Raw genomic sequence first — 20,264 nt, 5'->3', positions numbered from 1 at the left:
TGCATGCCTCATGTCGGACTCCGGATCGAGCTCGACGCGCCCGTCGAGACCGTTCGCGATGCGCTTGCCGATCCTCGGGTGATGGTCGCGGTCACCACGCCGCTCCTCATGTACCGGTCGCGCGCAGCGACTGGATTCCCGCGCCGTTGGACGGACGGCGAGCCGCATCCGATCACTGCACGGGTGTTCGGTGTGCTCCCCGCCGGCGACTCGCACGTAAATATCAACCGGTTCACGCTGCATGGAGTGCCCGTGCAGCGTGACAACGGTGGCGGCACGAGCGGTGTGTTCGGCCGAATGGACATGCAGCACCGCATGGCGGCAAGTCCGCTCCCTGGAGGCCGCACGCTGCTGCGTGACCGCCTCGACTACTCGATGTCGCCTCGGCTGCTCGCATACGCCATGTGGCCGGGCCTGTGGGTGACATGGCAGTGGCGAGCCGCGCGGATGCGCGCGCTTGCGCCGACGTGGGGCGCGCGCGACCGGACCGACGAGCGGTGAGCGGGATGGGCCTCCCGGCCGCGGCACGCACCGCGATCGACGTCGCTGACTGGCGGCGCCGCACATTCGACTGCTACCGGTCCGTGCGCGCTGCGGCGGATCCCGCGGCGGCGCATGCGCTGTGGCAAACCTCTCGCGACACCATGTTCCGCGAGCACCCGGCGAGTCCGTTGCTCGACGAGGACCGCGAACGCTTCAGCGCTCTGCCGGTCGCCGACTACGACCCGGCCTGGCGGTTCGTGCTCCCCGTCCTGGAGGCTCCTCCCGCACACCTCGACGTTCCCACCGGCACCGACGGGATCGTCGCATTCGACCGGGTCGGCATGGTGCGGATCCCGGACGTCGGGACACTCGACGTGTGGTGGCACGCCGGGTACGGAGGCGGCCTGTTCGTCCCGGTGAAGGACGCATCCGCGGGCACCGCAGGGGGCACCTACGGCGGTGGTCGGTACCTGCTCGACACGATCAAGGGTGCCGACCTCGGTTCCAGTGACGGTTCGATCGTCATCGACTGCAATTTTGCGTACAACCCGTCGTGCGCATACGACCCGGCATGGGCCTGTCCGTTGGCGCCACCAGGGAATACGGTTGCTGTACCGATCCCGGTCGGCGAGCGATACCCGCACGCCACGGAGCGCGAAGCCTGACGGAGGGAACCATGCCAGCGCAGCTCGTTGCGATCGACGCCGACGGTCGTATCCCCCCGTACGAGCAGGTGCGATCGCAGATCGCCGCGCAGATCACCGCCGGCTATCTAGTGGACGGCACGCGCCTCCCGAGCGTGCGCGGGCTCGCGGCCGATCTCCGGCTCGCTCCGGGAACGGTCGCAAAAGCGTATGCGCTCCTCGAAGAGGCCGGCCTCGTCACCACCGCACGGGGCGGCGGCACGCGCGTCGTCCGCCCCGCCGACACCTCTCCGGAGGCTGCAGCCGCGATCCGCGCGCTCGTCACCGCTGCGGTCACCGCCGGCATGTCCGCGGACCAAACGATTGCCGCGCTCCGAGACGCCTGGCCGACGCCGGAATCCTGAGGCGCTAGACTGACTGCACTCGAGGCGCCCGTCGCCTCGTGCGTCGTACGGACGCCCCCGATCTTCCCGGCCTCCAGCCCGAGCAAGCGCATCAGCCTGCAGAGGCCCGGCCGATACGGTTCGAGCGCGCATTCCCTCTCCCAGCGGATGCGCGCGGCTCTCTGCGGCGACATCGTGCACCGGTCCTGGTCGCACGTCCCGCTTGCGCGTCCTCGGCGCGCCAATGAAAGGCCCTCGTGACCTCCAGCACCATGCTGCCCGAATCCCCGACCACCGACGCCGCAACCGGCGGCGCACCGTCGTTCGCCGCCCTCGGCGTTCCCGAGCCGATCGTCGCCCTGCTCGCCGCTGAGGGGAAGTCCGACGCGTTCCCGATCCAGGCCGACACCCTGCCGGACTCCCTCTCGGGTCGCGACGTCCTCGGCCGCGGACGGACCGGCTCCGGCAAGACGATCGCGTTCGCGATCCCGCTCGTCGCGCGGCTCGCGGCTGCGCCACGGAAGCGCCGCGCCGGCCGCCCGCGTGCGCTTGTCCTTGCGCCGACCCGCGAGCTCGCCACCCAGATCGACGCAACCCTCGCGCCGCTCGCCGAATCGATGGGTCTCCGCACCACGACCGTGTTCGGCGGGGTGTCCCAGGGGCGCCAGGTCGAGGCGCTGAGCCGCGGCGTCGACATCGTCGTCGCCTGCCCCGGTCGTCTCGCCGACCTCATGCAGCAGGGCCACGTGCACCTCGACGGTATCGAGGCGACCGTGCTCGACGAGGCCGACCACATGGCGGACATGGGCTTCCTGCCCGGTGTCACGAAGATCATGCAGGCGACCCCGGAGCAGGGCCAGCGGCTGCTGTTCAGCGCAACGCTCGACAACGGCGTGGACAAGCTGGTCGCCCGATTCCTGCACAACCCGGTGCTGCACTCCGTCGACGACGAGACGTCTCCCGTGGAGGCGATGACGCACCACCTGTTCGAGGTTCCCGACGCCGACGCGAAGAAGGACATCGTCCGCGCGCTCGCCTCCGGCACGGGCCGCCGCATCCTCTTCATGCGGACCAAGCACCACGCGAAGCGGCTCGCGAAGCAGCTGAGCGCCTCCGGTATCCCGGCCGTCGACCTGCAGGGCAATCTGTCCCAGCCGCAGCGTGAGCGGAACCTCGCACGGTTCTCCTCCGGGGAGGCAGTGGTCCTGGTGGCCACGGACGTCGCGGCCCGCGGCGTGCACGTCGACGGCGTCGAGCTCGTCGTCCACGTCGATCCGCCCACGGAGCACAAGGCGTATCTGCACCGCTCCGGGCGTACCGCGCGTGCCGGATCGTCCGGCGATGTGGTCACCGTGGTGACGCCCGAGCAGCGTCGCGAGGTCGTTCAGATGATGAAACGCGCCGCCATCGCCGCATCCCCGCAGCAGGTGACCGCCACCGCGGATGCGGTGGTCGCCTTGGTCGGCGAGGTCGCTGCGCCACGGTACCTGGCAGAGCCGGCACCCCAGCAGCAGGGCGCCCCACGGAGCGCCGGACGGCAGCGCACTCGCTCCGGCAGCACCGAGGCGCGGCGCGCTGAGCCGCAGAGCCGTTCCGGCCAGGGCGGTCGCCGATCCGGCGGCACCGAGACGCAGACCAGTGGCGACGAGCGCCGCGGGTCGGGGCGCCGCCGAGGCCGTGGACGCGGACAGGCGTCGACGGGGAGCACTGGCGGGCGTCCAGCCCGCGCGTCCGGCGGCGGCTCGACCCTCGCCTACTCGTCCGACTTCAGCGAGGTGAAGGGCGACCGCACGCCGACGCGCGCTCGACGGAACGGGCCGCGCCGCGCCTCCCGGCCCGCGGGCAGCGCGCGCGACTGATCCCGCGCTACAGGCCGGCTTCCTCGGCGGCGCTGACCGCGTTCGGTCCGCCGAGGAAGTCGACGCCCTGAACGTGGAGGGCGCTGAGCTCGCTGATCGTGGCAGCCGACAGGCTGGACGGATCGGTGAGCAGCACCGGCGCTGAGAACGCGGCAGCGACGGGGCCGCCGGACAGTGCATCCGGGAAGTTGTACGCGGTGGCCACGAATGCCGCCGTCGCCCCGCTCGGGAAACCGTTCTGCGCGATCGCGACGGAGGTTCCGATCCGGTCGCTGCCCGACCATCGCTCCACGTTGTTGACGGTCTCGCCCGCCGGCAGGTACGCGGCGAGATCGCTGGCAAGCGTTCCGTTGACCGCGTTCACTCCGCCGAGGATCACGATGTGGCTCGGTTTCAGCGTCGTCAACGCGCTCCGCACGGAATCGGTCAGGTCGGTGGGCTGCACGAGCAGGATCGGCCCCGGGCGGTAGGTGCCGCCGGCGACGGCTGCTCCGGCGAGCGCGTCGGGATAGTTGTAGCCGGTCGCGACGTACACCGTGCCTCCGGTCCCGAACGCACCCGACGTCGCGATGAGCGCCGATGTCTGCGACCGATCGCTCCCCGCGATGCGGGACACGGTGGCGTAGAAGCCGAGCTGACTGACGACGGTGTCACTGACCGCGTTCGGACCACCGAGCACGACGATCGAGCGCGGCTGCAGCTGGGTCAGCTCCGCTCTCGTTGCGTCCGGAAGCGTGTTCGGATCGGTGAGGAGGATCGGCGCCCCGGTGTGGCCCGCCGCCGCCGCTCCGGCGAGCGCGTCCGGGTAGTTCCCGCGGGTCGCAACGTAGACGACCGGGACCGTCCCGCGCTGGGGCGCATCGCCGTTGGAGTCGATGGCCGCCGACGGTGTGAAGCCGCCGGCCGCGAGATTCGCTGCCGTCGCATAGGCATCCGCGCCGGAGAAGCGGCCGACCGAGATCCCGCTCGGCGTCTCGAGCGCCTGCAGCTCACTCTCGGTCCCGTTGAAGACGTCCTGATCGGGTCCCGAATTGGTGCCCGGCGCCCACTGCCAGAACGTCCAGGTCGAGAACCCGGATGGCATCAGTGGCGAGTTCGTCGTCGTCGTCGGGTAGTACGCCACGTACAGGCGGTCGTGGGGGAACGCGGTGCTGTCGCCCGTGCACTCGTGCCAGAAGTTCTGGTTCGTGTAGATGAGCGGTTGCACTCCGGTCTTCGCGACGACCGTGGCGACCCACCCCTGTATCCAGCTCACCATGTCGGCGTTGGTGAGCCCCCAGCAGTCGCCACCCTCCTTTGACGGAACCGTCGCAACCTCCATGTCGAGGACCGGAGGCAGCGACGGCGCGGCGGAACCGAACTGCGGGGTGTGATCGAGGAAGAACCGCGCCTGGGTCGGACCGGACGAGTAGTAGGGCAGCGCGTAGTGATAGGTGGCGACGGCGAGGCCGGCGGCGGTCGCCGCGGCGAACTGCGAGGCGGAGAGCGAGTTGACGCTGCCCTCCACGTTGCCGGACGCGGGCGAGGTGCCGGGCGTGCCCTCGGTCGCCTTGATGAACGCGAACTTGTCGCCGGATGCAGCGGCGCCCGCGAAGTCGAAGTTCTGCTGGCTCGAACTCACGTCGATTCCGGGCAGACCGCTCGGAGCGGTCACCGCCGCGGGCACCACGGACCCAGCTGCGCTTCGCCCGGAGGGCGCGACGGATGGGGTCGTTCGCAGGGTCGCGCCCATCGAGTGGTTCGCCGTCGCGTTCTGCTGGGCGGCGCTGGAGCCTCCGGTGGACGGGTCGGTGACCGCATTCGCGGCTGGAGCGGCGGTGATGAGCAGCATCGTCGCGAGCGCTGCAACCCCCGTCGTTCGCAGCATTCCGAGCACAGGACGACGCATGGTTCCCCCAGATCAGCGGCGGGTCGTTCCCCCCGACGAACTGATCCTATGGGCATCCCGCGTCAAATCGAGCCCGCCTCGAAATAATCCTGAGGACACGAGCCGGCACGCAGCGTAGGTTGCACGAGTCGAGGGCGTCATTCCCTCGGCGCAGCCGACGAAGGGAGTCGCCTATGAGTGCCTCGGACGACATGAAGAACACGAGCGAGAAGCTCGTTGGCAAAGGCAAGGAAGCCGTCGGAGACGCGACCGGCAACGACCGACTGAAGGCCGAAGGGAAGACCGATCAGGCCTCAGCCTCGGTGAAGCAGGGCGCCGCTGACGTGAAGGACGCCGCGAAGGGCGTCGCCGACAGCTTCAAGGACTGAATTCACGAGGAAAGCCCAGCGCACGCTGGTGCTGCGAGCCCCCGGTCCCGCCTGTCGCGGCCGGGGGTTCGTCGTGTCGCTGCTTACGCGAGCGCTCCGACTGACGCGAGTCCGGCGCGCAGGAGGCTCCCCCGGCCTCCCTCCATCTCATTCGAGACGGCTTCGCTTGCGGCTTCGAGCGGGCTCATCCAGGTGAGTTCGAGCGCGTCCTGGCGCGGCTCGCACGTTCCGGTGACCGGGACGACGTACGCGAGCGAGATCGCATGTTGCCGTTCGTCGGTGAACACTGAGGCCCCCGGCAGCGGGAAGTACTCGGCCACGGTGAACGGCGTCGGGCTCGTCGGCAGCTGCGGGAACGCCATCGGACCGAGGTCCTTCTCGAGGTGACGGAACAGCGCGCTCCGAACGGATTCGCCGTACATGACGCGTCCGGAGACCAGCGTTCGGGCGATTCCGCCGCTCGGTGCGACGCGAAGCAGCACGCCGACCTCGGTCACGACACCGAGCCCGTCGGTTCGGACCGGGATCGCCTCCACGTAGCAGATCGGCAGGCGACGCCGGATCTGTGCGAGCTCCTCGTCGGAGAGCCAGCCGGAGTCGGGGTCTGGGGTGCGAAGCGACGCCATGCACCGTTCTTACCAGGCCCCGACTCGTTCGCGGACCAAGCCGCGCTCGCAAGCGGCGTCAGTCGGCGAGGATCTGCAGCAGGTCCTTTCGGAGCTGATCGATCTTCTCCGCAGCGGCACGGGCCTGCGCGTCGGTCGCAGACGTCCGGTACATCGGGACGAGCCCGGCGCACCGGCGCAGCGCTTCCACGAGTGCGCGGTGGCCGTCGGACACGTCCGAGCCGGTGTCCCACGCCCGGCCGATCTCGTCCGCCTGCGCCTCCACTTCAGCGCGGCCAGCATCGGTCAGCGAGTACACACTCCTGCCGTCCTCGCCGGCTGCGGCGATGAGCCCCTCGTCGACGAGCTGCTGCAGCGTCGGATACACCGAACCGGGGCTCGGGCGCCAGGCGCCGTTTGTCCGCTCCGCGATCGCCTTGATCAGCGCGTAGCCGTTCGCCGGCCCGTCCGCGAGGAGGCTGAGGATCGCGAGGCGCACGTCGCCGCGGCGCGCGCGACGCCCTTCTCGTCCGAAGCCGAATCCCGGACCGAAGCCCGGGCCGAACCCGGGGAACTGCCCGAAGCCGCGACCACGACCGCCGTGCTCGTGGCCGTGGGATTCGTGACCGCCCTGGCCGGGAAACCCGCTGTGGCCGCCGGGGCCGCGTCCGGGAATCGCCCGACCGTGGTGGCCGTGCATCCGCGGGGCGTGCGCGCCGAAGCGGCCACCGCCCCACGGGGTGTTGCGGCCGTCTCGGCCGCTGTGATTGCCGTCATACATGGGGTGCATGATGACCTCCGTTTCATGATGAGTCGCGACGAATTGTTCTATCGCGATATGTAACGATATGTCGTTGATAGTCGCATGTCAAGACGGCGTCGTCGAGCGCGTGAGTCGGTCCTCGGGCTCTCCCGTGCGGAGTCGCGGGCCGTCAGACGGCGTGATCGGATTCCGCCGGCCCGAGGAGGTGCGTCGCGAGCCGCTCCCACCCGAGGACGCCCTCGACCATCCACGGCTCGATCGGCCGACCCGCGCGGAACACGCTGACCGAGCCCGTCGCCTCGAAGATCGCGCAGGCGACCTCGGACCGACTGACCACACCGGAGGCTCGCAGCGCCTCCCGCAATTCCGCCTCGGATACGCGCGCCCGCCGCAGCAGATCGACCTGGAGTTCGCCATCGGCGACCAGCAGCACGGGGCGCGCATTCAGCACACCGCGGAACCGCCGACCGCGGCCGATCAGCTCGACCGCCCAATGCAGCGTGAAGATCGTGACCAGCGCGATCACCCCTGCGACGAGCGTCACGGAAGACCCGAGCACCGCACGGCCGGCGATGGACCCGAGTGTCAGCACCACGATCAGGTCGGGCATCGACATCCGGGCGAGCGGGCGCTGCCCGAACACCCGCACCAGCACGAGGATCGCCACCGCAATCCCGACTGCGGCGATCACAACCGCCCCCGCTCCTGTTCCATCCACTCCGAGCCGCTGCCACATGGCGCTGATCCCTTCCCGTGCCGTCCGGTCGGAGCGGACGCTACGCGCCGACAGCGGCGAGCCTGCTCATCCGGCGCGGCGCGACCGGCGATTCGCCAGCGTCTCCCGGCAATTCGCCAGCGTCTCGCACGAGAGCCGGTGTCAGCGCCGCCAGAGCGTGAGGGAGGCGCCGCGAACACGAACGGTGCGGCCCGGAGCGAGATCGGCGCGCGCAAGGCGCTCGGCAAGTGGCCGATCGCCGGCATCACCAACGGCGACCCAGACACGTGTCACGCGCCGCAGCCGTGCATCCAAGACCCGCGAGTCGACCGGAACGTCAGAGTACGTGCCGGTGCGTGCGTAGCTGCGGTGCAGGGCGATGTCGCGCACCCGTTCGAATGCGGCCGGGTATGCGCCGACGGCCACACGGGGACGCAGCGAGACCGTCCCGGTGTCCGACAACAGGAACGCATCGCCCTGGTGCGCCTCACGCTCGATCGTCCGAGCGATGCTGCGCAGATCGACGTGCGCGGGCTTGCTGACCGGGGTGCGCATCATGATGGCGCTCGGCGCAGCCGCGACGGTGATCGCGATGGTGAGAGCGGTCGTCACTCTGGACCGCCAACGCGTGAGTGCGAGCGCCGCGACGAATGCAACGGCTGGGCTGGCAATGCTGAGGTACCGCGGCGTGAACATCGGGCTGAGCAGCACGGTGCCGATGAGGAGCGCGGCAGCGGGAACGGCCAGCCAGAGCACCAGCGCCACGACGAGTCCTCGGTGCGCACCGAACGCTCGACGGCCGCGGAAGCACGCGGCGAGCGCGATGCTGATGAGGAGAGCGGCGAGCCACCATGCCTGGTCGAAGAACGGTTCCACGAGCACCGTCCAGGGCGTGACCGGCTGCGTACCGAGCCAGCTGATTTGATTGCGCTGCCGTGCCGCGATGAGGAGAACGGGCGATGCGATGGTGACCGCTCCGAGAAGCGACGCGCCCGCGACCCGCAGGATGCGCCGATCCGCCGGTGCGACGTGCATGACGAGTGCGATGAACGCGGGAATCACCAGTGCCGAGTACAGGAACGTTGCGATCGCCACGCCCGTCACGGCCGTGAAGAGTCCCCATCGCCACAACTGGTCGCCGCGACGAGCTGCACAGACGCCCGACACCGCTGCCCAGGTGACGAGAGCGACAGCGATCGCGAAGGAACGGCCCTCGGTGCCGATGAAGGAGACACGCGGGAGGACCGTGAACACGACGGCGGCAATGGTTGCCGTCCGAGGCCCTCGGAACCCGCCCACGAGGACGAACAGGCCGCATGCGGCCGCCCCGATCGCGAGCGCCGATGGAGCGCGAACGGCCAGCTCGGATTCGCCGAACCGACCGATCCACAGACGCATGAACAGTGCGTAGAGCGCGTGAACGGCATCCTTCTCGAGCACGAAGCCGAAGAAGTCACCGAGTGGGAGTCGTGTCAGCCGAAGCGTGGCTGCCTCGTCGTTCCAGTACGAGGGAATCCAGGAGCCGAGAACCGTCACCGCTGCAGCACCCACACCGATCAGAGCGGCTGAGAGCGGTCGGCGGACGCCGCGCGAGAAGGCCGCTGACGCGCGGCCCGGTTCGTGAGGACCGACGGCCGTCACGCTGATCTGCTCATCTCCTCACCTGCGCACCTGCTCACCTGGTCACCTGCTCACGGGTGAGCCGAGGTCGAGACATTCGTCGGCCCAGTCCACGACGGCGGGGTCATGCGTCGCCACGACGATCGCGCTGCCACCGTCGCGAAGGTCGGACAGCCGCTGCAGGATGTCCGACCCGGTGGCGGCGTCGAGTGCTGCGGTGGGCTCGTCGGCGAGCACCACCGGTGGCCGCCGGATGAGGAGTCGCGCGATCGCGAGGCGCTGCCGTTCGCCCCCGCTCAACGTGTGCGCCGTCGCGGAGTCGGGCGCCGTGATCCCGACCTGGGCAAGCGCGTCCTGCCGAACAGGGACTCGGGCGCGCCCGCGCAGGGTCGATCCGATGAACGCGACGTCGAGGTTTTGCCGCACGGTCCAGGTGTCCTCGAGGGCGCCGTTTTGGAAGAGGTGTCCGATCGTCGACCGGTACAGCTGCATCCGACGCCGAGACGTGACATGCGTGACTGTCTCGCCGAGGATCTCGATGCGGCCCATGTCGACGTGCTCGAGGAGCCCGAGGCATCGGACCAGTGTCGATTTCCCGCTGCCGCTCGGTCCGGTGATGGCGAGCGATCCCCCTCGCGGGACGGTGACGTCGATGCCGTGCCAGAGGCGACGCGACCCGTACGCTTTTGCGATTCCGCTCGCATGAAGGACAGGTGGGTGCAGGTGCATTACTTCTTCCATCGAGTCAGGGGCGACGAAGGCGGGGTCGGGCCAACCGAATGCCGTGGATCGCGGTGGCGACGATCACCACGAGCGCATCGACCACCACCGAACCGATCACTATTGGAATGGACGATTCGGCCGTGGTCGCGACCAGAACCGACCCGGCACTGGCGAGGACCGCGAGTGGCAGTGCGAGCGACGATCCCACAGCGCGGACCATCGAACGTCCGTGGGTCCTGACGATCATCGTGCGTCGACTCCAGATCATCGTCAGCGTGTGTGCTGTCACGGCGGCGGAGACTCCAAGAACGAGAACGAGGACTCCCACGGCCGCGAGCGACTGCCAGAGTGCGCGCTCGATGACGACGGATCGATACGAGACCGAGTTCCGGAGCGGCTCAATCTCCGCGAGGGTCAGGTGATGTGCGGCGAGGTCGGCTCGGAGCAGCTCGGGGTCGGTGAAGACCACTTCGCCGGTCGTCATATTCGACGTGATCATGTTTGCTGACATGGACGGCGTCGCTGACGGGAGCACCGCGACGACAGTGTCCGCCGCGGAGCTCGTCGACCAGAGATCGTCCGTGGCGTACGTGAAGACACGGGGTGTTGTCGTCAGAAGCGTTGTCACTCTGATGGTGGCGGGGATGACTTCTGGGTTCGTGGCGTTGCCCCGCTGGAAGCGCAGGAATGCTTCCCAGGCATGCTTGTCACGTTCGCTGACCCGGACTCCTTCGGGGACGAGCAACGTCAGCGCGTTTGGATCGAGGGCCGCGGGTGTGATCCGTGTGCCGGATGGCTCCTGGATCACCTGCTCGTTGAGGTACTGGCTGTTCACGAGCAGCACGTTTCCGGTGTTCGGTTCGTGGCTTGTCAGGTCCGGGTTGACGACGTGATCGGCGAGCACGACGGCGCCGGCTGCATCGAGGCGTGTGAAGAGCGCCGCGAGCTCCGGTTCGGCGGCATCGAGCTCGGCGTTGGAGGAGAAGAAGTTGAGACGTACGTGGTCGAGTGAGGATCGCCACATGCCGCGCTCCGACGAATCGGATGCGGCAAGCGTGATCGATTGCCACGCCGTCGTCGCGGCGGACCCTGCAAATGCCAGCGCGATGACGTTGCCGAGAAGCGCGACCGTCAACACGCTCCGCCACGGCCGGGCTCCGTTGATGACGCGGGTGAGCGACGCACGCGTGCAGGCAGCCGCTATGAGGAATACGACCAGTGCGAAGCAGATCACGAGCGCGAGCCCGGCTGCGCTGACCGTGAGGAACAATGCGGAGCGGGCAGCGCCGTTGAATGCGAGGAGCGCCGCCGCGCTCGCGGCCATTCCCACCAACCCTCCGGCCGTCAGCACCGCGGCAAGACCGGCAGCGTCCCGGTAACTCGATCTCCGCAGATTCCGGCCGAAGGAAGCACTGATCGCAGCGCTGTTCCGCCGCGATGCTTGCCAAGCGACAACACCGGCCAGGACGACGAGGAGCAGCGCCGCGCCGAGCGGCACCGCCGGAACCTCGCTCGCCACCCAGAAGGCGACGGAGACCGGGCTGAGTGGGTGAACCGTGACCGTGACGCCTTGCTCACGAAGCGACGCCGCAAATCCATTCGCGGCCGCGGTGCCAGCATCGGTGAGGTACGTCCCGTTGATCCGGTTGGACGACAATTCCGAGATCGGACGAAAGCGGGTGATGAGCGTGGGATCGAAGCCCGTCACGTCGTGGTCGCTGACCTGAAAGGCGCGTGCCTCTCGGAGGTTCGCCACGTACTCGTGACGAACGACCGCAGGCCCCGATTCGGTTCGCACTTCCTTCAGGATCGTCATCCCGTTCGCGACGGCAGTCCGTTCCACCAATGCTTGGAAGGAGCCCGAAGGCGGGGCGCTCTGGTCCCAGACCGTGACGATGTCGGTCGACCCCACCGGTGCGAGCTCGTCCAGAACCCGCGTGACAAGGAAGGACAGCACGAGGACAACGGCAACGGCGCCCCCGACGAGAAAACGGAACATGGTCGCGCGTCCTCCGGCGTGTGGCAGATCCGGCGGACCCCGAGTGAAGCAAGCTCCACCCTGCACCAAAACTCTGAAATGTGCAATTCTGCATGCCGAACGGCCGCCCGAGTCGACGGGTGGCAGACGTTACAGTCCGAGCAGCTGCAGATCCGTCGCGGACGGCTCGCCCGCAGCCTCCACGAAGGTCTGGAATGACGCGAGAAGCGCGGGCCGCTCCGTTTCAGGGACTCGCGCGACGATCGCCTCGAGCAATGCCCGCCGACGCCCGGCGACGTCGGCGATGAGCCGCCGCCCCTTCAGCGTCGCCGTCAACACGGTCTCACGCCGGTCGTTCGGATTGGAGGCGCGCTCGACCCATCCCTGGACAACCATGCGCTCGACGGAGCGCGACATCGTCGAGGCGGCCACTCCAAGCCGCTCGGCGAGATCGCGAGCAGGCATCGGCTCGCTCACGCTGAGGATCGTGATCGCCCGGAACTGCGGCAAGGTCACGAGCTCGAGCGCGTCGCCCATCGACTGGGCCACCACCCCGAGGAGCGCGCGCGACGCCGCGAATACTGCACTTACAGCGGCGATATCAACCGCCGCATCCCCCGTCACGGACGATCGGACTTCTGCCACGAGCGACCCTCCCTCGCGTTTTTGTTGCTGATAGGCAATAATTGTCTCCATACATGTTTACCCGATCGCGCCCTCCTGCGCGATGCGAGAGGAGATCAATGTCGAGCACGCCCACTTCCGCCGCCTTCGCGCGCGCCTCCGATTCGGTGGGGCGATTTGCGCGGCAGTCCCGGATCGGCTTGCTCGCACTCGCCGTCGTCGTCGGCGTCGGCGGAGGACTCGGGGCCGTCGTCTTCCGATATCTCGTTTCCGGGATCACCTGGCTGTTCACCGGCAAGGCTGAGTTCGGGCAGGACGGCTGGGTGGGCAGCAGTCATGTGCCGTGGCTCGGACTGGCGTTCCTCGTCCTCGCCCCCATCGTCGGCGGCATCCTCTACGGGCCGCTCGTCTACCGCTTCGCCCGCGAGGCGCGCGGCCACGGCGTCCCCGAGGTCATGATCGCTGTCGCGGAAAACGGTGGGCGAATCCGTCCACAGGTCGCGGCAGTCAAGGCGCTCGCTTCCGCGCTCACCATCGGCTCCGGCGGGTCTGTGGGTCGTGAGGGTCCCATCGTCCAGATCGGGTCTGCGCTCGCGTCGAGTTTCGGACAGGCGATTCGCGTGCCGGAGAACCGCCTCCGGATCCTGGTTGCCTGCGGTGCGGGCGGTGGCATCGCCGCGACGTTCAATGCGCCGATCACCGGGGTGTTCTTCGCCGCGGAGATCATCCTCCGCGAGCTGTCCGTGGAGGCGCTCTTCGCAGTGATGGTGTCCGCGATGGTGGCGGACGCGGTCGCGATCCCCTTCCTCGGCTCGCAGGCGTTCCTCAGCCAGTTCCCCCTGCACACTGCCTTGCAGCACCCCGGCAATTACGTGCTCGTCGCACTGCTCGCCGTCATCGCGGCGCTCATCGGGCAGGGCTTCTCGAAGTTCCTGTACCTGATCGAGGACCTGTTCGATCGACTGTGGCAGGGTCGGCCGGAGTGGGCTCGGCCGGCGGTCGGCGGGGTCCTGGTCGGCCTCATCATCCTCGCGCTCCCCCAGATGTACGGCGTCGGCTACCCGGTGATGTTCCGGGCACTGGCCGGGAACTACTCCCTGTGGTTCCTCCTCGTCCTCGCAGTCGGCAAGGTGCTGGCGACGAGCGTCACGCTCGGGGTGGGAGGCTCGGGTGGCGTATTCGCGCCGTCCCTGTTCGTCGGACTCATGTCCGGCACCGCGTTCGGCGTCGCCGCAGACCACATCTTCGGCCCGGGCGCGGGGAACCCAGCCCTGTACGCGGCGATGGGGATGGCCGGCGTCTTCAGCTCTGCGACGCGAGCACCACTCACCGCGCTCGCGAGCGTCGTCGAGATGACCGGGGACTTCACGCTGACGCTGCCGGTGATGCTCACCGTCGGCATCAGCACCGCGGTCTCCCGCGGGATCAGCTACGGAACCGTCTACACCACCAAGCTTCTGCGCCGCGGACAGGACCTCGACCGGATCGCTCCCTGGCGCGCGTTCACGCAGCTCACCGCTGGGACGACGATGAACGCGTTGAAGGAGCCGCTGGCGATCCCGCGGCGGATCCCCGGCATGGCCGCGGACGACGACCTGGGCCTCGAACGCTTCGATCAGCTCGGCTCGGTGATCGGCGATCGCGATCCGCAGGTGGTCTTCGAAGGCGAGCCGGTCACCGAGGCGCTCCGTCAGCTCGACGCGTACGGGCGCGAGGGCATGCCGGTCCTCTCGTCGGAAGGCACCCGGATCACGGGCTGGGTGACGGCGTCGAGCGTCCTCCGCGCCGTGCGCGCCTCGCTGCGGGCGGAGACACGACCCGCGGTCGCGCCCGAGCTGAGCTCGGCACCCCTGCCGGGGTTCCGACTGGTCGAGCTCGCGATTCCGGCGGATTCGCCGGCCGTCGGCCGTCCGGCCGAGGCGACGGCATGGCCTGAAGGCTCCGTCGCCGTGTCGATCACGCGCAACGGGCACGTCCGCGCCATCGAGCCGAGCACCTCTGTGCAGGCCGGCGACGTCGTCGCGCTGCTGGTCACCGCGGCGAAGGCGAACACCTCGACCATCCCGATGCAGGTCGCCGGGTCCTGATCGGAGGCGGCAGCGGTCCCGCCCGGATGTCAGCGGGGCGGAGCAGGATGGTCGGCAATGACCGACGCCCTCAGCCGATTCTCGCGTGCCACCGCCGACTGGTTCCGCGGGGCGTTCTCCGCGCCGACCGCCGCGCAGGTGGGCGCGTGGGGGGCGATCGGCTCGGGGCAGCACGCGCTGGTGATCGCGCCCACCGGCTCCGGGAAGACCCTCGCGGCATTCCTGTCCGCAATCGACCGGCTGATCGCCACACCGAGCCAACCCCCCGCTCCGTCGCGGACTCGCGTGCTCTACGTGTCGCCGCTCAAAGCGCTCGGCGTGGACGTCGAGCGGAACCTCCGCAGCCCGCTCGTCGGGGTCACGCAGATGGCGCGACGGCTTGGCATCGAGCCGCCGGATGTCACGGTCGGCGTTCGCAGCGGAGACACCCCCTCCACCGATCGTCAGCGACTCGTCCGCACACCGCCGGACATCCTCATCACGACGCCTGAATCCTTGTACCTGATGCTGACGTCGTCGGCGCGAGAGACCCTCCGCAACGTCGACACGGTCATCATCGACGAGATCCACGCGGTCGCCGCCACGAAGCGCGGTGCCCATTTAGCGCTGTCGCTCGAACGCCTCGACGACCTCCTCGACCGGCCGGTGCAGCGCATCGGGCTCTCGGCGACCGTGCGGCCGCATGAAGAGATCGCCCGATTCCTCGGCGGCCGCGCTCCGGTCGAGATCGTCGCGCCGCCGAGCACGAAAACCTTCGACCTGCGCGTCGTCGTCCCCGTCGACGACATGGCCGAGCTCGGAGCGCCTGCCGTCGGCGACGATGCCTCGGCGACGCCGACGAACGGGTCGATCTGGCCGCACGTCGAAGAGCAGGTCGTCGACCTCATCGAGACGCACCGCTCCACCATCGTCTTCGCGAACTCGCGCCGCCTCGCCGAACGCCTGACCGCGCGACTCAACGAGATCCACGAGGAACGAACGCTTCTGCAGGAGGCGCCGGCGCTCGTCGGCGTCGCGGCACAGGTGATCGGCGCCTCCGGACAGACGGCGGGCAGCCGGAGCGAACCGGAGGCCGACGGCTCGGGGATCCCCGTGCTCGCCCGTGCGCACCACGGCTCGGTGTCCAAAGACCAGCGCGCGATCATCGAAGACGACCTGAAGTCCGGCCGTCTCCGCTGCGTGGTCGCCACGAGCTCGCTCGAACTCGGCATCGACATGGGCGCGGTCGACCTCGTGATCCAGGTCGAGGCTCCGCCGTCGGTTGCGAGCGGCCTCCAGCGCGTGGGCCGCGCCGGCCATCAGGTCGGCGAGATCTCCGAGGGCGTCGTGTTCCCCAAGCACCGCGCCGACCTCGTGCACTGCGCGGTGACGGTCGAGCGCATGGTGTCCGGACAGATCGAAGCGATCGCCGTTCCGTCGAATCCGCTCGACGTGCTGGCGCAGCACACGGTCGCCGCGGGCGCGGTCGACACCGTCGACGTCGATCACTGGTACGACGTCGTCCGGCGTAGCGCGCCGTTCGCGGCGCTCCCGCGATCCGCGTTCGACGCCACGCTCGATCTCGTCACGGGTCTCTATCCGAGCGACGAGTTCGCTGAACTGCGGCCGCGGCTCGTGTGGGACCGCGTGCACGGCACGCTCACCGGTCGACCCGGTGCGCAGCGGCTCGCCGTGACGAGCGGCGGAACCATCCCCGATCGCGGCCTGTTCGGTGTGTTCATGGTCGGCGAGAAGGCGTCGCGCGTCGGTGAACTCGACGAGGAGATGGTCTACGAATCGCGCGTCGGCGATGTCTTCGCGCTTGGTGCGACCAGCTGGCGGATCGAGGACATCACCCACGACCGCGTGCTCGTCAGCCCCGCCTTCGGACAACCGGGCCGGGTCCCGTTCTGGAAGGGTGACGGCATCGGCCGACCCGCAGAACTCGGGCGAGCGCTCGGCGCATACCTCCGGGAGATCGACACGGCAGCGCCCGCCGACGCTGAGCGCCGTGTCGCCGCTGCCGGGCTCGACGCCCGGGCCGTCACAAACCTGCTCGCGTTCCTCGTCGAACAACGCGCAGCGACCGGCCATGTGCCAACCGACACGACCCTCGTCGTCGAACGGTTCCGCGACGAGCTCGGCGACTGGAGGCTCGTCCTCCACTCCCCGTATGGCATGCAGGTCCATCAGCCGTGGGCACTCGCGGTGGGTGCCCGCCTTCGCGAACGGCTCGGCATCGACGGCGGCGCGATGGCAAGCGACGACGGCATCGTCGTCCGGATTCCGGAGACGGACGCCGAGCCGCCGGGTGCGGAGCTCTTCGTGTTCGAACGAGACGAACTCGACACCCTGATCACGGACGAAGTCGGCGGCTCAGCGCTGTTCGCATCGCGATTCCGGGAGTGCGCTGCGCGCGCCCTCCTGCTTCCGCGACGGGATCCGGGCCGACGCTCGCCGCTGTGGCAGCAGCGACAACGCGCCTCGCAGCTGCTCGATGTCGCCCGGAAGTATCCGAGCTTCCCGATCATCCTCGAGACGGTGCGCGAGGTGCTTCAGGACGTCTACGACGTTCCCGCGCTCCTCGGAATCGCCGACGAGATCGCACGACGGCGCATCCGGCTCGTTGAAAGCACGACCGAGCAGCCGTCGCCATTCGCGCGGTCGCTGCTCTTCGGGTATGTCGGCGCGTTCATGTACGAAGGCGACTCACCGCTCGCAGAGCGCCGCGCCGCAGCACTGTCGCTCGACCAGACGCTCCTCGGGGAACTGCTCGGCCGCGCGGACCTCCGGGAACTCCTCGACCCGAGCGTGCTCGACCAGGTGGAACGCGAACTGCAGCGACTCACCCCCGAACGTCGGGCGCGCGATGCCGAAGGAATCGTCGACGTCCTCCGGCTCGTCGGACCGCTCACCGCCGAGGAGGCCGTCGACCGCAGCTGGCTCGCCGAGTCCGTGGACCGTGAGGGAGCGGTCGCGACCATGCGCACGACGCTCGAGGCGCTGGAACACGACCACCGCCTCCTGGGCTACGGCGGTGATCCGAGCAGGCGGTGGGCCGTCATCGAAGACGCCGCGCGCCTCCGTGACGCGCTCGGCGTGGCGCTCCCGATCGGCGTCCCGACAGCGTTCATCGAGCCGGTCGCCGACCCACTCGGAGACCTCGTCGGGCGGTACGCACGAAGCCACGGGCCGTTCAGCGCCGCGGACACCGCGTCGAGACTCGGACTCGGCGTCGCCGTCGTTCACGACACCCTCCGGAGGCTCGTCGCCGATCGGCGCATCGTGGAGGGCGAGTTCCGTCCCGACCGCCAGGGCGCAGAGTGGTGCGATGCCGAAGTGCTCCGGCGGATCCGAACGAAGTCGCTGGCCGCACTCCGACAGGAGGTCGAACCGGTCCCAGCACGGACGCTTGCCCGATTCCTTCCCGACTGGCAGCACGTGTTCTCTCCTGGAAGCAGGAGCGGACTGCGCGGCGTCGACGGCGTGCTCCAGGTCATCGATCAGCTCGCCGGCGTGGCGCTGCCCGCGAGCGCATGGGAATCGCTCGTGCTTCCGGCGCGCGTTCGCGACTACACACCGGCGATGCTCGACGAGCTGACGGCGACCGGGGAAGTCCTCTGGTCCGGCGGTGGCACGCTCCCCGGCAACGACGGCTGGATCCGACTCCACCTCGCCGATACGGCGACGACGACACTCGCAGAGCCGTCCGGCGACGAGACCACCGCGCTGCAACGCGACGTCCTCGGCGCCCTCGCCGGAGGTGGCGCCTACTTCTTCCGCCAACTCGCCCAAGTGGTCGGATCGACCGACGACGCCGCGCTCACCACGGCGCTGTGGGATCTCGTGTGGGCGGGACAGATCACCAACGACACCTTCGCGCCCCTCCGCGTGATGATCGGCGGCAAGGCGCGCCAGAGCACGCCGCGGCCCCGCGCGTACCGCGGCCGCAGACGGCCGACGATGCCGACGCAGTCCGGGCCGCCGACGGTCGGCGGCCGCTGGTCGCTCCTCCCGCTCGCGGAGCCCGACCAGACGCTGCGCGCCGCCGCAACGGCCGAGCAGCTCCTCGAGCGGTACGGGGTCGTCACCCGCGGTGCCGTCCAAGCCGAGAACATCCGCGGCGGCTTCTCCGGTGTCTACCGAGTCCTCTCGAAGTTCGAAGAGACCGGACGCGCTCGACGCGGCTACTTCATCGAAGGACTCGGCGCGGCCCAGTTCGCAACCGGACCGACCGTGGATCGGCTCCGCGCCTCCCATCGCGACGATGACCCTCCTGCAGACATCGATCACGAACGCTCCGCGCTGACGCTCGCGGCCACCGATCCCGCGAACGCATACGGTGCCGTTCTGCCGTGGCCCGATGCCGGAGATCAGATCGACGACGGCGCGCCAGCGACCCGCGGCCATCGGCCCGGACGGAAAGCTGGTGCGCTCGTCACCATCGTCGAGGGCGAGCTCGCGGTCTACGTCGAACGTGGCGGCAAAACGCTGCTCACCTTCTCCGACGATCCCGCGGTGCTTGCGGCGGCAGCGGCATCGATCGCGAGGACGGTCCGCGATCGACTCAACCGACTCACCGTCGAACGCGTCGACGGGCGATTCGTGCTCGAACACCCGCTCGCGGCGATGCTCCGCGACGAGGGATTCACCGCGACGCCGGCCGGACTCCGGCTCCGTGCCTGAGGGCGACACCGTGCACCGTGCCGCGGCGCGGTTGCATGACGCACTCGCCGGCGCAGTGCTCACTCGCACCGACTTCCGGGTTCCGCAGTTCGCGACGGTCGATCTCACCGGCCGACGCGTCGACGACGTGGTCGCCCGGGGCAAGCACCTCCTCCACCACATCGGCGACGTCACCGTGCACTCGCACCTGAAGATGGAGGGTCGCTGGGACATCTACCCGCCGGGAGGCCGGTGGAAGCGACCCGCGCACGAAGCGCGCGCCATCCTCGACACCGCAGCGGTCTCCACCGTCGGCTTCGCCCTCGGAATCCTCGAAGTGATCCCCCGCGACATGGAAGCGGACGTGGTCGGATACCTCGGACCGGATCTCCTCGGCCCAGACTGGGACCCCGACCAAGCGCTCGCCAACATCACCGCAGACGCCGACCGTCCGATCGGACTCGCGCTCCTCGACCAGCGGAACCTCGCCGGCATCGGCAACGTCTACCGCAACGAGCTCTGCTTCCTGCGCGGCGTGCTGCCCACACGGCCCGCCGGCACCATCGGCGATCCGGCACGCATGATCGAGCTCGGCCGACGTCTCATCGTCGCCAACCGCAACCGCTCCAGCCGCGTCACCACCGGAATCGACCGGCCCGGACAGCGCCTCTGGGTCTACGGGCGCGCCGGCCGGCCGTGCCTCCGCTGCGGCACCCGAATCCAATACGGCGAGCTCGGCGACTCGGCGCTGACGCTCCGCGACACCTACTGGTGCCCACGCTGCCAGCACTGATCCACGCAATCCGTAGGGTGGATCGGTGAGCTCCACGACCCCCGCCGCCCCCGAGTCCGCCGAGGCGCAGACCGGCCCTGCCGCCCC

Annotated in this window: 16 protein-coding genes; 8 read left to right on the top strand and 8 right to left on the bottom strand. The window is 69.5% G+C overall.

The features are described 5' to 3' along the window. The first annotated feature begins 3 nt into the window (after nucleotides 1-3). The 4 genes from CAM01S_RS05950 to CAM01S_RS05935 all read left to right on the top strand — a co-directional run bounded on the left by CAM01S_RS05950 (nucleotide 4) and on the right by CAM01S_RS05935 (nucleotide 3,369). Nucleotides 4-501 carry a hypothetical protein gene (locus CAM01S_RS05950; protein ID WP_066517644.1) on the top strand — a complete coding sequence of 166 codons (498 nt, stop codon included), beginning with the start codon at nucleotides 4-6 and terminating at the stop codon, nucleotides 499-501. A gap of 5 nt (nucleotides 502-506) precedes the next feature. Beyond that, on the top strand, nucleotides 507-1,148 hold the full coding sequence (locus tag CAM01S_RS05945) for a DUF1684 domain-containing protein (RefSeq protein ID WP_066517641.1): 642 nt from the start codon (nucleotides 507-509) through the stop codon (nucleotides 1,146-1,148). Between the two features lie 11 nt (nucleotides 1,149-1,159). After that, nucleotides 1,160-1,531, top strand: coding sequence for a GntR family transcriptional regulator (locus tag CAM01S_RS05940; protein ID WP_066517635.1), 372 nt, complete (start codon nucleotides 1,160-1,162; stop codon nucleotides 1,529-1,531). 251 nt (nucleotides 1,532-1,782) lie between these two features. Continuing rightward, nucleotides 1,783-3,369, top strand: coding sequence for a DEAD/DEAH box helicase (locus tag CAM01S_RS05935; RefSeq protein ID WP_066518661.1), 1,587 nt, complete (start codon nucleotides 1,783-1,785; stop codon nucleotides 3,367-3,369). A 7-nt stretch (nucleotides 3,370-3,376) separates the two neighbouring features. Here the strand turns inward: CAM01S_RS05935 and CAM01S_RS05930 are convergent, their stop codons facing one another. After that, nucleotides 3,377-5,236 (bottom strand): cell wall-binding repeat-containing protein, encoded by a 1,860-nt coding sequence (locus tag CAM01S_RS05930; RefSeq protein WP_169795846.1) that lies wholly within the window; start codon nucleotides 5,234-5,236, stop codon nucleotides 3,377-3,379. A 194-nt stretch (nucleotides 5,237-5,430) separates the two neighbouring features. Between CAM01S_RS05930 and CAM01S_RS05925 the strand changes: the two genes are divergently transcribed. Continuing rightward, nucleotides 5,431-5,625, top strand: a complete 195-nt coding sequence (locus tag CAM01S_RS05925; protein WP_066517628.1) for a CsbD family protein — start codon at nucleotides 5,431-5,433, stop codon at nucleotides 5,623-5,625. Nucleotides 5,626-5,708: 83 nt separating this feature from the next. Here CAM01S_RS05925 and CAM01S_RS05920 read toward each other — a convergent pair whose 3' ends face one another. From CAM01S_RS05920 to CAM01S_RS05890, 7 genes are all read right to left on the bottom strand, one after another. Continuing rightward, a complete protein-coding gene (locus CAM01S_RS05920; RefSeq protein ID WP_066517619.1) occupies nucleotides 5,709-6,251 on the bottom strand; it encodes an NUDIX hydrolase family protein in 543 nt (180 codons plus the stop codon). Nucleotides 6,252-6,309: 58 nt separating this feature from the next. Further along, on the bottom strand, nucleotides 6,310-7,020 hold the full coding sequence (locus tag CAM01S_RS05915) for a PadR family transcriptional regulator (RefSeq protein ID WP_245631552.1): 711 nt from the start codon (nucleotides 7,018-7,020) through the stop codon (nucleotides 6,310-6,312). A 142-nt stretch (nucleotides 7,021-7,162) separates the two neighbouring features. Continuing rightward, on the bottom strand, nucleotides 7,163-7,729 hold the full coding sequence (locus CAM01S_RS05910; RefSeq protein ID WP_083527792.1) for a DUF421 domain-containing protein: 567 nt from the start codon (nucleotides 7,727-7,729) through the stop codon (nucleotides 7,163-7,165). Between the two features lie 141 nt (nucleotides 7,730-7,870). Continuing rightward, nucleotides 7,871-9,349: a glycosyltransferase family 39 protein gene (locus tag CAM01S_RS05905; RefSeq protein WP_066517616.1), complete on the bottom strand. Its 1,479-nt coding sequence runs from the start codon at nucleotides 9,347-9,349 to the stop codon at nucleotides 7,871-7,873. 42 nt (nucleotides 9,350-9,391) lie between these two features. Continuing rightward, entirely contained in the window at nucleotides 9,392-10,057 is a 666-nt protein-coding gene (locus CAM01S_RS05900; protein ID WP_066517613.1) for an ATP-binding cassette domain-containing protein, read from the bottom strand. Nucleotides 10,058-10,073: 16 nt separating this feature from the next. Continuing rightward, nucleotides 10,074-12,050 (bottom strand): bacteriocin-associated integral membrane family protein, encoded by a 1,977-nt coding sequence (locus CAM01S_RS05895; RefSeq protein ID WP_066517611.1) that lies wholly within the window; start codon nucleotides 12,048-12,050, stop codon nucleotides 10,074-10,076. Nucleotides 12,051-12,179: 129 nt separating this feature from the next. Next, nucleotides 12,180-12,674, bottom strand: coding sequence for a MarR family winged helix-turn-helix transcriptional regulator (locus tag CAM01S_RS05890; protein WP_169795845.1), 495 nt, complete (start codon nucleotides 12,672-12,674; stop codon nucleotides 12,180-12,182). A gap of 98 nt (nucleotides 12,675-12,772) precedes the next feature. Between CAM01S_RS05890 and CAM01S_RS05885 the strand changes: the two genes are divergently transcribed. From CAM01S_RS05885 to CAM01S_RS05875, 3 genes are read left to right on the top strand one after another with little or no spacing between them, the layout of a single operon-like run. Further along, on the top strand, nucleotides 12,773-14,740 hold the full coding sequence (locus CAM01S_RS05885; RefSeq protein ID WP_066517606.1) for a chloride channel protein: 1,968 nt from the start codon (nucleotides 12,773-12,775) through the stop codon (nucleotides 14,738-14,740). 57 nt (nucleotides 14,741-14,797) lie between these two features. Beyond that, entirely contained in the window at nucleotides 14,798-19,405 is a 4,608-nt protein-coding gene (locus CAM01S_RS05880; RefSeq protein WP_066517604.1) for an ATP-dependent helicase, read from the top strand. After that, nucleotides 19,398-20,177 (top strand): Fpg/Nei family DNA glycosylase, encoded by a 780-nt coding sequence (locus tag CAM01S_RS05875; RefSeq protein ID WP_066517602.1) that lies wholly within the window; start codon nucleotides 19,398-19,400, stop codon nucleotides 20,175-20,177. Before CAM01S_RS05880 ends, CAM01S_RS05875 begins: the two co-directional genes overlap by 8 nt. Nucleotides 20,178-20,264 lie beyond the last annotated feature (87 nt).

The sequence above is a fragment of the Curtobacterium ammoniigenes NBRC 101786 genome (genome assembly GCF_001571045.1).
GTDB lineage: Bacteria > Actinomycetota > Actinomycetes > Actinomycetales > Microbacteriaceae > Curtobacterium > Curtobacterium ammoniigenes.
The sequence above is the reverse complement of the archived record's forward strand: the minus strand, read 5'-3'. Positions and strand labels throughout refer to the sequence as shown.